The 14,726-nt window shown below is 73.6% G+C and carries 10 protein-coding genes; 5 read left to right on the forward strand and 5 right to left on the reverse strand.

The window, feature by feature from the left end; genetic code table 11:
• Positions 1-90: 90 nt before the first annotated feature.
• Together rlmB and cysS are read right to left on the reverse strand one after the other, a co-directional pair.
• Positions 91-1,224 (reverse strand): 23S rRNA (guanosine(2251)-2'-O)-methyltransferase RlmB, encoded by a 1,134-nt coding sequence (gene rlmB / locus AB0883_RS07435; protein ID WP_366640138.1) that lies wholly within the window; start codon positions 1,222-1,224, stop codon positions 91-93.
• On the reverse strand, positions 1,224-2,639 hold the full coding sequence (gene cysS, locus AB0883_RS07440) for a cysteine--tRNA ligase (RefSeq protein WP_366640139.1): 1,416 nt from the start codon (positions 2,637-2,639) through the stop codon (positions 1,224-1,226). Before cysS ends, rlmB begins: the two co-directional genes overlap by 1 nt.
• A 63-nt stretch (positions 2,640-2,702) precedes the next feature.
• On the opposite strand from cysS, the gene AB0883_RS07445 reads away from it, so the two are divergent.
• Together AB0883_RS07445 and AB0883_RS07450 are read left to right on the forward strand one after the other, a co-directional pair.
• The gene (locus tag AB0883_RS07445) at positions 2,703-3,350 is read left to right on the forward strand and encodes a helix-turn-helix domain-containing protein (protein ID WP_121401531.1); all 648 of its coding nucleotides are present in this window, start codon (positions 2,703-2,705) and stop codon (positions 3,348-3,350) included.
• A 209-nt stretch (positions 3,351-3,559) separates the two neighbouring features.
• Entirely contained in the window at positions 3,560-4,735 is a 1,176-nt protein-coding gene (locus AB0883_RS07450; RefSeq protein ID WP_366640141.1) for a hypothetical protein, read from the forward strand.
• A gap of 98 nt (positions 4,736-4,833) precedes the next feature.
• Here AB0883_RS07450 and AB0883_RS07455 read toward each other — a convergent pair whose 3' ends face one another.
• The gene (locus tag AB0883_RS07455; protein WP_366640142.1) at positions 4,834-6,522 is read right to left on the reverse strand and encodes a S8 family serine peptidase; all 1,689 of its coding nucleotides are present in this window, start codon (positions 6,520-6,522) and stop codon (positions 4,834-4,836) included.
• Positions 6,523-6,658: 136 nt separating this feature from the next.
• Entirely contained in the window at positions 6,659-7,624 is a 966-nt protein-coding gene (locus tag AB0883_RS07460; RefSeq protein WP_366640143.1) for an EamA family transporter, read from the reverse strand.
• Between the two features lie 75 nt (positions 7,625-7,699).
• Here AB0883_RS07460 and AB0883_RS07465 point away from each other — a divergent pair, with 75 nt between their 5' ends.
• Positions 7,700-8,245 (forward strand): CGNR zinc finger domain-containing protein, encoded by a 546-nt coding sequence (locus AB0883_RS07465; protein ID WP_366640144.1) that lies wholly within the window; start codon positions 7,700-7,702, stop codon positions 8,243-8,245.
• 458 nt (positions 8,246-8,703) lie between these two features.
• Here the strand turns inward: AB0883_RS07465 and AB0883_RS07470 are convergent, their stop codons facing one another.
• Positions 8,704-10,113: a class II fumarate hydratase gene (locus AB0883_RS07470; protein ID WP_366640145.1), complete on the reverse strand. Its 1,410-nt coding sequence runs from the start codon at positions 10,111-10,113 to the stop codon at positions 8,704-8,706.
• A 111-nt stretch (positions 10,114-10,224) separates the two neighbouring features.
• Between AB0883_RS07470 and AB0883_RS07475 the strand changes: the two genes are divergently transcribed.
• Both AB0883_RS07475 and AB0883_RS07480 read left to right on the forward strand, forming a co-directional pair.
• On the forward strand, positions 10,225-12,666 hold the full coding sequence (locus tag AB0883_RS07475) for a hypothetical protein (RefSeq protein WP_366640147.1): 2,442 nt from the start codon (positions 10,225-10,227) through the stop codon (positions 12,664-12,666).
• Positions 12,667-12,831: 165 nt separating this feature from the next.
• Positions 12,832-14,679, forward strand: coding sequence for a hypothetical protein (locus AB0883_RS07480; protein ID WP_366640149.1), 1,848 nt, complete (start codon positions 12,832-12,834; stop codon positions 14,677-14,679).
• The last annotated feature ends 47 nt before the right edge of the window (positions 14,680-14,726 follow it).

The following is a 14,726-nucleotide window of genomic DNA, read 5'->3' on the forward strand; positions in this document are numbered from 1 at the left end:
GGGCACCCCCATCGTCCTGTCCGGCCGTAGGCCTCTGAAGACGAAGGGGTGGTCCGCCGTCGGCGGACCACCCCTTGCCGTGTCTGCGGATCAGCCCTCGGCGGCTCGGCGGCGCGCCACCTCGGCGAGGGTGACGGCCGCCGCGACGCTGGCGTTGAGCGACTCGACGTCGGAGACCATCGGGATGCTGACCGTCAGGTCGCAGGTCTCGCCGACCAGCCGGGAGAGCCCCCGCCCCTCGGAGCCGACCACCACGACCAGCGGGCCGACGGCGGCCTCCAGGTCGTAGAGGTCGGTCTCGCCGTCGGCGTCCAGGCCCACGACCAGGAAGCCGGCGTCCTGGCAGGCCTTCAGCGACCGGGTCAGGTTGGTCACCTGGGCGACCGGCACCCGCGCCGCCGCGCCGGCGCTGGTCCGCCAGGCGGTCGCGGTGATCCCGGCCGCCCGCCGCTCCGGTACGAAGACACCCTGCGCGCCGAAGGCGGCGGCGGACCGGATGACCGCGCCGAGGTTGCGCGGGTCGGTCACCCCGTCCAACGCCACCAGCAGCGGGGCGGCCTGCTCCAGCGCCGCCGCGACGAGGTCCTCGAAGGGCTCGTACGCGAACGCCGGCACCTGGAGCCCGATGCCCTGGTGCAGCACGCCGCCGGTCATCCGGTCCAGCTCGGCCCGGCTGACCTCGAGGATCGCGATGCCCCGGTCGGCGGCCGTCCGGACGATCTCGTTGACCCGGTCGTCGGCGTCGATGCCCTGGGCGGTGTAGAGCGCGGTCGCCGGCACCTGGGCGCGCAGCGACTCCAGCACCGGGTTGCGCCCGACCAGCAGCTCCGGCGTGTCCTTCGACGGGTTGGACTTGCGGCCCGGTGCGACCCGGGGGCCGCCGCGACCGGTGGGCCTGGCGCCCCGACCGCCCGCACCGCGCCCGCCGCCGGTCGGTACGCCCCGGCCACCGCCCTTGCCCCAGGTGGTGTCCTTGCTGCCCGGCTGGCCGATCTTCGGGGCGCGGCCCTCCTCGGCCGCCGCCCGGCGCTCCTTGTCCTGCTTCCAGGCGGTGCGCTGGGGCAGCTTCTCGGTGCCCGAGTAGGCCTTGTGCCAGGGCCGCTCGTCGGCGGGCAGGGTCCTGCCCCGCCCGGCGAGGGCGTCCTTGTTCTTGCCACCGGAGCCCTTCGGGGCTCCCGCCTTCGGCGTCAGACGCCGGCCACGGCGCTGCGAGTTGCCGGCCATCAGTCCTGCTCTCCAATAGTCCAACGGGGGCCCTGGGGGGTGTCCTCGACCACCACGCCGGCCTGCTTGAGCTGGTCACGTACGGCGTCGGCGGCGGCCCAGTCCTTGCGGCCGCGGGCCTGTGCGCGCTGCTCCAGGGCCAGCGCGACCAGCGAGTCCACCACGCCGCGCAGGTCGTCCGCGCGGCCGCCACCGGTCCACGCCGGGTCGAGGGGGTCGACCCCGAGGATATCCAGCATGGCGCGCGCCGAGGCCAGCGCCGTGCGGACGGTCACATCGTCGCCGCCGGTCAGCGCGGTGTTGCCGTCGCGGACCACCTCGTGCAGGACGGCGAACGCGGCGGAGGTGTTCAGGTCGTCGTCCATGGCCGCCACGAACGCGCCCGGCAGCTCACCGAGCTGGCCGGCGCCGACGCGCTCGACGGCCCGCTGCACGAAACCCTCGATCCGGCGGTACGCGACGGCGGCCTCGCGCAGCGCGTCCTCCGAGTAGTCGATCCGGGACCGGTAGTGCGCGGCGGCGTAGTAGTAACGCAGCTCCACCGGGCGCACCCCGAGGGAGTCGACGTACGTCAGGTCGAGGGCGTTGCCGAGCGACTTGCCCATCTTGGCGCCGCCGATGCTGAGCAGCCCGTGGTGCACCCAGTAGCGGGCGAACGGCAGGCCGGCGGCCTGCGACTGGGCGATCTCGTTCTCGTGGTGGGGGAAGGTGAGGTCCAACCCCCCGCCGTGGATGTCGAACTCGGCGCCGAGGTAGCGCCAGCACATCGCCGAGCACTCGATGTGCCAGCCCGGCCGGCCCCGCCCCCACGGCGACGGCCAGTAGGCGTCCGCCGGCTCGTCGGGCTTGGCGCCCTTCCAGAGCGCGAAGTCGCGCGGGTCGCGCTTGCCCCGGTCGGGCGCGTCCCCGGCCGACTGCATCGCGTCCGGCGACTGCCCCGACAGGGAGCCGTACGCCGGCCACGAGCAGACGTCGAAGTAGACGTCGCCGGAGTCGTCGGTGGCCGGGTAGGCGTGCCCGTCGGCGATCAGCTTGGCGATCAACTCGTGCATCTCCGGGATGTGCCCGGTGGCCCGCGGCTCGTACGTCGGGGGCAGCACGTTGAGCGCCCGGTAGGAATCGGCGAGGATCAGCTCGTTGGCGTACGCGATCGACCAGAACGGCCGGCCCTGCTCCATCGCCTTGACCAGGATCTTGTCGTCGATGTCGGTCACGTTGCGGATGAAGTTGACCTCGTAGCCGGCGGCGAGCAGCCAGCGGCGCAGCACGTCGTAGTTGACGCCGGAGCGAAGGTGACCGATGTGCGGCGGGGCCTGGAGGGTGAGACCACACAGGTAGACCCCCACCTTGCCGGCTTCCCGCGGGACGAAGTCCCGCACCGATCGGGTGGCGGTGTCATACAGGCGTAGCGTCACCGTACAAGGGTAGCCGTCCCACGCGTTCCGGGGTTGTCCGGAGCCGGGTCGTACGCTGCTGGCGTGGAGACGACGGCGCGGGGCGGGGAGACGGCGCAGACGCTGGACCGAGGGCTGCGCCTGCTGCACCTGGTCGCCGACGCGCCGGGCGGGCTGACCGTCACCGAGGCGGCGAACCGGTTGGGCGTCGGCCGGGCGGCGGTGTACCGGCTGGTCGGCGCGCTCGCCGCGCACGGCATGCTGCGCCGCGACGGCGAGGGCCGCCTGCGCCTCGGCGCCGGCGTGCTGCACCTGGCCCGGCGGGCCCAGCCGCTGCTCGCCGAGGGGGCGCTGCCCGCGCTGCGCCGCCTCGCCGAGCAGGCCGGCGCGACCGCCCATCTGACGGTGGTCGAGGGCGGCGAGGGGGTCGCGCTCGCCGTGGTCGAGCCGAGCTGGACGTCGTTCCACGTCGCGTACCGGACGGGGGCACGGCACCCGCTGGAGCGCGGGGCGGCCGGGCGGGCCATCCTCGCCGGCCGGACGGGCGCCGCCGGCCCGGTGAGCACCGCCGGGGAGCTCCAGTCCGGCGCGTACGGGGTGGCCGCCCCGGTGCTCGGCGTGCCGGGCCTGGAGGCGAGCGTCGGGGTGGTGGCGCTGGCCCCGCTGGACGCCGAGGTGGTCGGCGCGCAGGTCCTCGCCGCCGCCACCGCCATCGCCACCGCCCTCTCCTGAGCCACCGCGTTCCTTCCCCGAGCCGCCGTCCCGAGTCGCCGCCCTCCCCGGGTCGTCGCCCTCCCCGGGTCGTCGCCCCGCAGGTCCGGGGCGGCCCCCTACCACATCAGGCGACCGCCGTGCCGGTTGTCCACAGTCGGCACTCCTCGGGGCGACCCGGTTGTCCACAGAGCTGTCGGACGGGGCCGGACGGCGGGCACGCTGCCCACATGCCACCTCCACCGCACCGGCCCGGCGTACTGGCCTGGCAGGTCTTCCGCGGCTCAGACGCCATCCGACAGGGGCTGGTCACCGAGCACCAGCTGCGCAGCTCGGCCTGGCTGCGCCTGCGCCACGACGTCTACGCCGACGCCCGGCTGGACCGGGACCACGCCCTGGCCTGCCGGGCCGCCGCCCTGCGGCTGCCGCCCGAGGCGGTCGTCGCCGGCCCCTCGGCGGCCTACCTGCACGGCGTCGAGCACGCCGCCTCCTTCGCCGACGACGTGCACGTCCTCGTCCCCAGGACGATGCGCCTCGGCCCACAGCGGGGCCTGCGCGTGCACTCCACGGGCCCGGCCACGCCGTCGTCGTGCGCGTCCGCGCGATCCCGAAGGGCGGGCGACGGTCCGGGCGTGCCGGGCCGACCACCCGCCGACCGCCGGCACATCGCGGCCCGCGCGCCCGCCGAGGGCCCGGGCACGGCGGCCCGCCCGCCCGCAGAACGCCGCAACATCGCGGCCCGCGCGCCCGCCGAGGGCCCGAGCACGGCGGCCTGCCCGGCCGCCGAGCGCCGCAACATCGCGGCCCGTCCCTTCGCCACCGGCCGGACCAGCGCGGTCCTTCCGCCCCCGGGCGGCCTGCTGGTGGCGGATCTGCGGACCGCCGGCGTGCCGGCCCGCACGGATCCGACCTCGGCGGCCTGGGAGACGGCCGTCTGGTTGGAACCGCTCCGTGCGGTCGGCATCGTCGACTCGTTGCTCCGGCAAAGGCTGACCAGCCGCGAGGCCCTCGGCGCGGTCGCCGACCGCAACGCCGAGCGGCCCGGCGGTCGCCGGGCGCGCTGGGTGTTCGAGTTGGCGGATCCGGGCGCCCGGTCGCCGGCCGAGTCCGAGTTGCGGGTGCGGCTGGTGCTGGCCGGGCTGCCGCGCCCCGCCGCCCGGCACCCGGTCCGGGTCGCCTCCGGGCTGGTCCTGCACGCCGACCTGGCGTGGCCGGCGTACCGCGTCGCCGTCGCCCAGGACGGGCGGCACGCCGAGGCCGGCAGCGGGCACCTCGACCGGATCGCCGGACTGGTCGGTGCCGGCTGGCTCGTGCTGCCCGTGACCGGCAGGCGACTGCGCCAGGACTTCCCCGGCGTCCTGCGCGAGGTTCGCGCCGCGCTCGGGGCCCGGGGCTGGCGCCAGTGACCGGGACGCTCCCGCCACCGTCCGGCGGATCGGCCGCCCACCGCCGGACATGCGAGGGGCCCGGCCGAACGAGTCGGCCGGGCCCCTGCCGTCCGCCGTTACGGGCGGGCGTTGGGCTTGAGCGGGGTCTTCACCGCCGCGTACGCGTCGACGATGCCGTAACCGTAGAAGCCGTTGAAGTTCAGCCCTCCGGCGCAGTACGCGTCGAACTCGGCGTCCCGGCCCTCGTTGGCGTACGACTGCAGGCGCGGCTCCGGGCAGGCGTGCTCGGCCGCCGTCCGGTAGAGGTGCTGCTCCACCAGCTTCGGCGCCATCCCGAAGCCGCCGTGCCGCTCCTTCTTGCCGTGCTTGCTGACGATCAGCGCGGCGACGCCGGAGGCGTGCGGGGCCGCCATCGAGGTGCCCTGCAGGTAGGTGTAGTAGCCGCACTCACCGTTGGCCTTGCACTGCTTGAAGACCGTCTCCTCGAACCCGGCGACGATGTTGCCGTCGGCGTCGACCGAGCCCTCCTCCTGGAGCACCTTCTTCGGGTACGTCGAGAGGATCATGTTGGCGTCGGTGCGGTAGGTGTCCGTGCCGAAGCCGTCGCGGAACCAGCCGCCGGGCGCCGCCACCGCGGTCTGCTCGGTGCCGTAGTTCGAGAAGTCCGACTTCTTGCCCGACGGCCCGACCGCCGACACGCTGATCACGTTGGGGCCCTCGGTGGGCAGGTCCCAGCAGCTGTCGTTGTCGATCTCGCGCGGGTAGGGCGCGGTGTCGCCGTAGTCCGGGCTCGACACGTCGGTGCGCGGGGCACCCAGGTCCTCGTGGTTGTTGCCCAGCGCGCCCACCAGGGTGACGCCCCGGTCGTGGGCGAAGTTCAGCGCCCGCTTCATGGCCTTGATGGTGGCCCGCTGCTCGGCCTGGTCCTCCGGGGAGTCGGCCGGGTTGGCGGTGCAGTTGTAGAGCCACGGGTCGACGTAGAAGGACATGTTGACCACGTCCAGGCCGACCTTGCCGGCGTGCAGCAGGCTGTTGACCACGGGCTCCAGGAAGAAGTAGCCGGAGTCCTGGCCGCCCTTCAGCTCGACCAGGGAGACGTTCGGGGCGACGCCGGAGAGGCCGAAGCCGTTGGCGGCGGCGCCGATCGTGCCGGCCACGTGGGTGCCGTGCCCGCCGTCGTCGGTGCCGACCGGGTCGAGGCAGCTCGCCACCTCGCACGGGCCGTCGACGTCCACCATGTCGGGGGCGAAGTTGCGGGACAGCGACCAGTTGAAGTTCGGCGCGATGTCGGGGTTGCTGGCGTCGACGCCGGTGTCCAGCACGCCGACGGTGACCCGGCGGTCGCCCGGCTCGACCTTGCGCGCCTGGTCCGCCCGGATCATCTCCAGGCCCCAGAGCTTCTCGTCGAGCGGGTCCATCTTCTTGCCGCGCTTGGCGCCCGTGCCCTTGGCCGCGGCGGCGGCCAGCAGGTGCTCCTGCTCGACCCGGTCCAGCTTGGGCTTGCGGCCGATGGCCTTCTGCTCGGTGGCGCCGATCAGCGCGGTCGCGGCGGTGGCCTTGGCCGCGAAGTCGGCCCGGTCGCTGGTCACCCGGAACATGCCGACGTCGTCGGAACGGGAGACCACTATGCCGCCGGCCGACCGGATGGCGGCGATCGCGGCGTCCGCCGAGACGCCGTCCTCGGCAACGACGGTGAAGGTACGGGCACTGCTCGGCTCGGCACTGGCCGGCACGCTCATACCTGTCACCGCAAGTGCCAGCGCGGTCGCGGACGCGACAGCACCGGCGGTGAAGCGCTTGCTCACCACATCGGATCCTCTCGTTGAGGGACGTGGCAGCCATCAGACATCACCGGTGCGCATTCCGCCAGGGCAGCGTCGGCTATGGCGGGAATCTCGTTTTCATCCGCAGTGCGGGCGGCAGGCCGGACCACCCCAGCCGTCACGGCAGGGCGGGCTCGGTGGCGCGCGGCTCCGGGCGGTCCCCGGCACGGGGAGCGCGCAGCTCGTCAACGCGTACCAGCGCGACGCCGGCGACGATCAGGGCGCCGCCGAGCAACTGGACCACGGTGGGCAGTTCGCCCAGCACCAGCCAGGCGATCAGCACGGCGAACATCACCTCGGTCAGCCCGACGAACGACGACAGCCGGGCGCCGAGGATCCGGGTGCCGGCGATCCCGGCGAGGTACGCGACGACGGCGGCGACCAGCGACAGGCCGACCACCGGCACCAGCCAGCTGGTGCGCTGCCCGGCGAAGGTGACCTCGCCGAAGGCCGCGCGCAGCGGCAGCGCGCCGACCGCGCCGAGCAGCAGCAGGACGGCGGCCCCGACGGCCATGCCGCCGCTGGCCAAAGCCACCGAGGGCAGCTCCTCGTCGACCCGCCCGGCGAGCACGAAGTAGCCGGCGAGGCCGACGGCCGCCCCGAGCCCCCAGAGCACGCCCACCGGGTCGAGCCGGCCGGCGCCCGTCAGGTCCAGGACGAAGAACAGTCCGGCGAGGGCCGCCACCGAGCCGGCGACGGTCAGCCGGCGGGGACGCTGCCCGTGGACCAGCCACATCCAGCCCACCACCAGGACGATGCCGAGGTACTCCAGCAGCAGCGCGACGCCGACCGGCAGGTAGCGGACCGCGTTGAAGAAGCAGACCTGGGCCGTGGCGACCCCGAGCAGCCCGAACACGCCGATCGCGGCGAGGTTGCGGCGCAGCACGTCCCACCTGCCGCGCAGGGAGAGCACGGCAGGGAGCGCCACGACCAGCGCGGCGATACCGACCCGGGCGGCCACGGCCGCTTCGGCCGACCAGCCGGCGTCGATGAGGGACCGGGCGAACGTGCCCGACGTGGCGAAGGTGACGGCAGAGAGGAGGGCGAAGCCGAGACCGAGCCCGGCGGCGGGTGGTTGACGCATCGATCCACTCCCACTGTCATTAGTAAACTGCCACTATGCTCGTGACGCTATGCGGCCACCCCGACAGGAGTCAAGTTGCTATTCACCCATGACACGGAATGCTCCCTGACTGCCATGGCCGCGCTGGTCAACACCGACGGCCGCGCCGGTGAGGGCCTGCCCGACGTCGCCGCCCTGGACGCGTTCTTCGTCGCCCACACCTACAGCGGGCGGCACGAGCACACCGAGGGCGAACTGCGGGCGGTACGCGACCTGCGACCCCGGCTGCGCCGCGTCTGGTACGCCGACACCGAGGGGATCGTCGCCATCGTCAACGGGCTGCTGCGCGAGAACGCCGCGCTGCCGCAGCTCATCACGCACGACGACGAGCCGTACCACATCCACGCCGTGCCGCGCGACGCGCCGCTGGCGACCAGGATGGCCGTCGAGGCCGCGATGGCGCTGGCGGATCTCGTACGCACCGGGGAACTGCGACGGCTGCGGATCTGCGACCACCCGGACTGCGAGAACGTGCTCGTCGACCTGTCGAAGAACCGGTCCCGCCGGTTCTGCGACGCGGGCTGCGGCAACCGCGCCGCCGTCACCGCCTACCGCGCCCGCAAGGCGGCCGACGGGCGCTGAACCGAAGGTGGGAAACCGCCAGCGACACGCCCCGCCCCGGAACCGGCCCTCGACCCCGGCCCCGACCCTCGGCCCCCGGCCCCCGGCCTTCGACCCCGGCCCCCGGCCCCCGGCCTTCGACCCCGGCCCTCGACCCCCGCCCCCGGCCCCGTTCCCCGGCCCCGGTCCCGGCCTTTGGAGCTGATGTCGCAGACGACTCACGCCAGATCGACAGCCGGCATCGAAGGCGAGACCACACGGACGGACACCACGCGCGGGCGAGGCGAGGGCGAGGCGCGGGCGACGCGTGGGCCGTGATGTCGTAGACGATTCAGCTCCAAAGGGCTCGCGCAGCATGGCCCGCTGGGCATCGAGGCGGCCGCCGGCTCGCCTCGGCCAGCCCCGCCGACGTCGCCTCCCGGAGCGCCGCCGGCATGCCGAGCCTTACCGGGCCGGACCAGCCGGCGGCACCGCACGGCTCAGGGGTGGGTCATCCGGAGCAGGTCGAGCGCCTCGTCGAGCTGGGTCTCGGTCAGCTTGCCCGAGTCGACGTGCCCCCGGGCGACGACCACCTCGCGGATCGAGATCTGCTTGGCCAGCGCCTCCTTGGCGATCGAGGCGGCCTCGTCGTACCCGAGGTGACGGTTGAGCGGGGTGACGATCGACGGCGAGCCCTCCGCGTACGCCAGGCAGACCTCGGCGTCCGCGACCAGGCCGACCACCAGGCGGTCGGCGAAGAGCCGGCTCGACGCGGCGAGCAGGCGGACCGACTCCAGCAGGTTGCGGCCCATCACGGGGAGCATGACGTTCAGCTCGAAGTCGCCCTGGGAGCCGGCGAACCCGACGGCGGCGTCGTTGCCGATGACCTGGGCGCAGACCTGCCGCATCGCCTCGGCGACGACCGGGTTCACCTTGCCCGGCATGATCGACGAGCCGGGCTGGAGGTCGGGGATGCGCAGCTCGCGCAGTCCGGCGCGGGGGCCCGACCCCATCCAGCGGATGTCGTTGGCGATCTTGTAGAGACCGACGGCGATCGTGCGCAGCTGCCCGGACGTCTCCACCAGCGCGTCCCGGGCGCCCTGCGCCTCGAAGTGGTTACGCGCCTCGGTCAGCGGCAGCCCGGTCGAGCCGCGCAGCTTCTCGATGACCTTCGCGGCGAAGCCGAGCGGGGTGTTGATGCCGGTGCCCACCGCCGTGCCGCCCAGCGGCAGCTCGGCCAGCCGGGGCAGCGCCCCCTCCAGCCGCTCGATGCCGTAGCGGACCTGGGCGGCGTAGCCGCCGAACTCCTGCCCGAGGGTCACCGGGGTGGCGTCCATCAGGTGGGTACGCCCGGCCTTCACCACGGTCTCGAACTCCGTCGCCTTGCCCTCCAGGGCCTCCGTCAGGTGGGCCAGCGCGGGCAGCAGGTCCCGCGCGACCGCCTCGGTGGCGGCCAGGTGGATCGAGGACGGGAAGACGTCGTTGCTGGACTGCGACGCGTTCACGTCGTCGTTCGGGTGCACGTCCCGGCCCAGTTCCCGGCTCGCCAGCGTCGCGATGACCTCGTTGGTGTTCATGTTCGACGACGTGCCGGAACCGGTCTGGAACACGTCGATCGGGAACTGGTCGTCGTAGCCGCCGTCGGCCACGTGCGCGGCGGCGGCGGCGATCGCCGCCGCCACGTTCGCGTCGATCACGCCCAGCTCGCCGTTGACCTCGGCCGCCGCGCCCTTGATCTGGGCCAGCGCCCGGATCTGGGCCGGCTCGATGCCCCGGCCGGAGATCGGGAAGTTCTGCACCGCGCGCTGGGTCTGCGCCCGCCACAGCGCCTCGGCGGGCACCTCCACCTCGCCCATCGAGTCGCGTTCGATCCGGTAGCCCGTCGCCTCTGGAGTCGTCACGCGTACCATCCTGCCGCCTCGACGAAGGACTCGCAGATGATCGCTCAGTCCAGCCCAGCCGAAAGTCTGGCGCCCGGCGCCGACTCATTGATTTAAGATCGCGAAAATTCTGCCTCTTCGATGGAGGGCTCCAACTTGCACGACAACGGGGGTTCCGCCGGCGTGCCCGGCCCACGCCACCGGCGCGTTCCGCGCCGACTCCTGGCCACCGGCGTCGCCACCCTGCTCGCCGCGACCGGCGCGCTGGCCGTCACCGCACAGCCCGCCTCGGCCGGCCTCACCTTCCTCCACCCCACCAGCGTCGCCGTCACGGACGCCGAGCGACCCACCGGCACCTTCCCCTCCACCGACGGCACCGTGCCGGTCGGCACCTGGAACGACGCCGACGGCGGCAACCACACCTCCCGGGCGTACTTCACCTTCGACCTGACCCGGTACCACGGGCAGCGCATCATCAGCGCCCGCGCCATCACCGGCGAAAAGACGGTCAACGACTGCGACAAGCCGCGACAGCTGGAGCTGTGGCGGACCGACTCCCCCGCCACCCCGCCGACCTGGAAGAACGCCCCCACCGCCCGGGCGAAGATCGCCGATCTGAGCCTGCCGGAGGCGCCCTGCCCCTGGAGCTACCTCTCCAGGCTGATCACCGAGACCGTCGCCACCGCGGTCACCGGGCAGCAGGACACCCTGACCCTCATGATCCGGGTCGGCGACGCGGAGGAGTCCCTCCACTACGGGCGGCGGATCACCAACCTCGGCCTCTCGCTGGAGCACAACGCCACTCCGGACACGCCCGGCAAGCTGAGTGTCAGCGGCGTCGCCTGCACGGACGCCGCCTTCGTCGGCACCACCACGCCCGAGCTCCAGGCTGAGCTGACCGACCCGGACGTCAACGAGACCGGCGGCAGCGACCAGGTGACGGCGACCTTCGCCTGGTGGCCGGTGGACCGGCCCACCGCGCGGACCGAGTACACGTGGCCCAGCTCGATGCATGCGCCCGCCCGGTTCCGGTACGTCGTGCCGCAGGGACAGCTGGTCGACGGCGGACACTACGCCTTCGCCGTCCGCGCGACCGACCAGTACGGGGACACCTCGCCCTGGTCGCCGGAGTGCCGGTTCACGGTCGACACCCGCAAGCCGGCGGAGCCGACGGTCGTCTCGACGGACTTCCCGCGCTACCCGGAACAGTCCGTCGTCGGGCCGAACGTCCCCGGCAGCTTCGCCCTGGGCGCCAACGGCTCCGACGACGTCGTCCGCTACCAGTACTGGGGTTACGACGGATCCGGGCAGGTCGCCGCCGACGGGCTCGGCGGCGGCGCCACCTTCACCTACACCCCGAAGCGTTCCGGTCCGCACCGCATCGAGGTGTACAGCGTGGACCGGACCGGCAACCGGTCCGCCACGGTCGGCTACGAGTTCTGGGTCCGGGACACCGCGCCCCGGGTCACGGACGGCAATCCGGAGGGTCGGCTGGGCCAGCCGCGGGAGATCACCTTCTCGCCGGTGATGGCGGACGTGACCGAGTACGTGTGGTGGTTCAACGGTGAGGAGCGCACCGTCGCGGCCGACGCCGACGGCGTCGCCACGGTGACGGTGATCCCGACTGAGATCCAGAACACGCTGCGGGTGCAAAGCCGCACCAGCGGCGGCGTGCCCTCCGGCGACGCGCAGTACGCCTTCCACGTCCGGACCTCACCCTTCGTCACCTCCCCGAGCTGGCCGGACAACGGGTGGCCCGGTACGCCGGCAGGCACCGAGGGAACCTTCGTGTTCCGGCCGGCCATGGACGATGTCGTCGAGTACGTCTACAGCTTCGACGGCGGCGACCCGCAGACCGTGGCGGCCGGCCCGGACGGCAGCGCGACGATCAAGTACACCCCGCGCGACGTGTCCAATCAGACCCTCGAGGTGTTCAGCCGGACCGGTGCCGGGGTGCAGTCGGAGTCCACCTACTACTCGTTCCACGCGGCCTCCGTCGCCCCCGACGTGAGTTCGGAGGTGTACCCGCGGAACCTGACCGGTGGCGGGCCCGGGGTCGCAGGGACGTTCACGTTCACCCCGCACGCCGGCACGAGCGGGGTCACCTCGTACGTCTACCAGTTCGCGAACGAGCCGGAGCGGACGGTCGAGGCCGGCGCCGACGGCACCGCCACCATCCAGTGGACTCCGCAGGCCTTCAACATCGAGTACGGCGGCTGGACCCAGCTCGTGGTGCGGGCCAGGACGGCCGGCGGGATCGTCACGGATGCCCAGTACTACTCGTTCCGGGTCGACCCGAAGAGCCCGTTGGTCACCTCGGACGTGTTCGGCCACCAGGGCGGGGTGGTGGTCGGCCAGACCGGCGAGTTCGTGTTCACCAGCCAACTGGCCGGCAGCACCGAGTTCGTCTACTCCATCGACAGCGGCCCGGAACGCACCGTCGCGGTCGGCGCGGACGGCACGGCCCGGGTGACGTGGACGGCGGACTCGCCGTACAGCCACAACATCACCGTCCGGAGCCGGACGGCGGCCGGGGTGGTCTCCGGCGAGGCGTACTACGGCATCTGGATCGACTGGAGCTGACCACGGGAACGTCGAGGGGGCGCCGGGCAGCACGCCCGGCGCCCCCTTCGCGTACGCGGCAGGGACCGACCGGCACACGGGGCCGGTCGAAAGTCGGGCGCCGGCACCGGGACCAGGCACTTAAGATCGTGGAAGTATTCGCACTCCATCGGAGGGTCTTTCACCTTGCAGGAAGAACGGGGTTCCACCGGCGTGCCCGCCGTACGCCGTCGGCGCGCTCCGCGCCGGATCCTCACCACCGGGCTCACCGCACTCCTCACCGCCACCGGGGCGGTCGTCGTCACCGCCCAGCCCGCCGTCGCCGCACCGGCCCGCTGGGTCCCGCCGGCGAGCGTGAGCTACACGGACGCGCGGCAGCAGGGCGCGGCCTTCACCACCACGGAGGCGGGCGTCCCGGTCGGCACCCTGGAGACCGCCGGGGTCAAGCGCACGACCAGGGCCTACCTCACGTTCGACCTGACGCCCTACCGGGGCAAGGAGATCATCGACGCCACGCTGCGCACCGGTGAGTCGGCGGTCGCGGACTGCGACCGGCCGCGCGAGCTGGAGCTGTGGCGCACGGATCCGCCGGCGACCGCGCCGACGTGGGACGACGCGCCGACCGTACGGGAGAAGGTCGGCGACCTCGATCCCACCGCTGGATGCCCGGCGGCCCACCTCGAACTGCCGCTCACGCGGACCGTGCAGCAGGCGGTCGACGCCGGGCGGGACTCGCTCACGCTGATGGTGCGGGTCCCCGGGGACCACGAGGAGAACAAGCACCACGGTCGGCTGCTGCGGACGCCGGGCATCTCGCTGACCGCGAACGCCGCGCCCGACGTGCCGGGCGCCCTCAGCGTCGCCGGGCGGGACTGCGCCGTCGACCACGTGGTCGACACCGCCACGCCGACCCTCACCGCCGAGGTCACCGACCCGGACGCGAACGGGACCGGCCTCGTTGAGCAGGTGACGGCGACCTTCGCGTGGTGGCCGGTCGACCGGCCCGACGAGCGGACGGAGTGGACCTCGGGGGCGTTCTCCGCGCCGCGCCGCTTCCAGTACACGGTGCCGGCCGGCGCGATGGTCGACGGCGGCAGCTACGCCTTCGCGGTCCGCGCGGCCGATCAGCACGCCACCTCCGCCTGGTCGGCGGAGTGCCGGTTCACCGTCGACACCACCAGCCCCGCCCAACCGACGGTCAGCTCCACGGACTACCCGGCCGACGACGGCTGGTACGGCGGTCCCGGCATCCCGGGCCAGTTCACCTTCTCCGCCGGCGGCGACACCGACACGGTGCGATTCCGCTACAGCGTGTCCGGGCAGCCGGCGACCGACGTGGCGGCCGACGTCCCGGGCGGCTCGGCGACCGTCACCCTCACCCCCGACCGGGACGGGCCGAGGACGCTCACCGTCGAGGCGGTGGACCTCGCGGGCAACCGCTCCCCCGCCACGAGCTACGTGTTCTGGGTGCGCACCACCAGCCCGACGATCACCGACGCCAACCCGACGGCCGGGTACGGCCAGCCGCGCACCCTGACGTTCGCGCCCCGGATGGAGGACGTCGTCGAGTACACGTACCGGCTCGACGACGGGCCGGAGCAGACCGTGCCGGCGGCCGCCGACGGCACGGCCACCGTCACGGTCACGCCGACGAAGCCGGGCTACAACACCGTGTACGTCCGCAGCCGCACGGCCGGTGACCTGCCGTCGGGCGAGGGCAGCTACCGGTTCCACCTGGCGACCAGGCCCACGGTCAGCTCCGTCGAGTACCCGATCAACAAGTTCCAGGGTGCGGTCGCCGGCACGCCGGGGACGTTCGTCCTCCAGGCCGGCATGCCCGGGGTGACGGAGTTCGTCTACTCCTTCGACGGCCGTCCGGCGCAGACGGTCGCGGCGGGCGCCGACGGGTCGGCGTCGGTGGGGTACACCCCGACGACCGCCGGGATCCACCGGGTCACCGTCCACACGCGGACCGCCGACGGCATCGTGTCGGAGACCTTCAGCGGCACCTTCTACGCCAGCCGGGCCAGCTGACGCAGGGAGACGACGAGGGGCGCCGGGCCACTGCCCGGCGCCCCTTC

Source organism: Micromonospora sp. NPDC047812, assembly GCF_040704175.1.
GTDB lineage: Bacteria > Actinomycetota > Actinomycetes > Mycobacteriales > Micromonosporaceae > Micromonospora.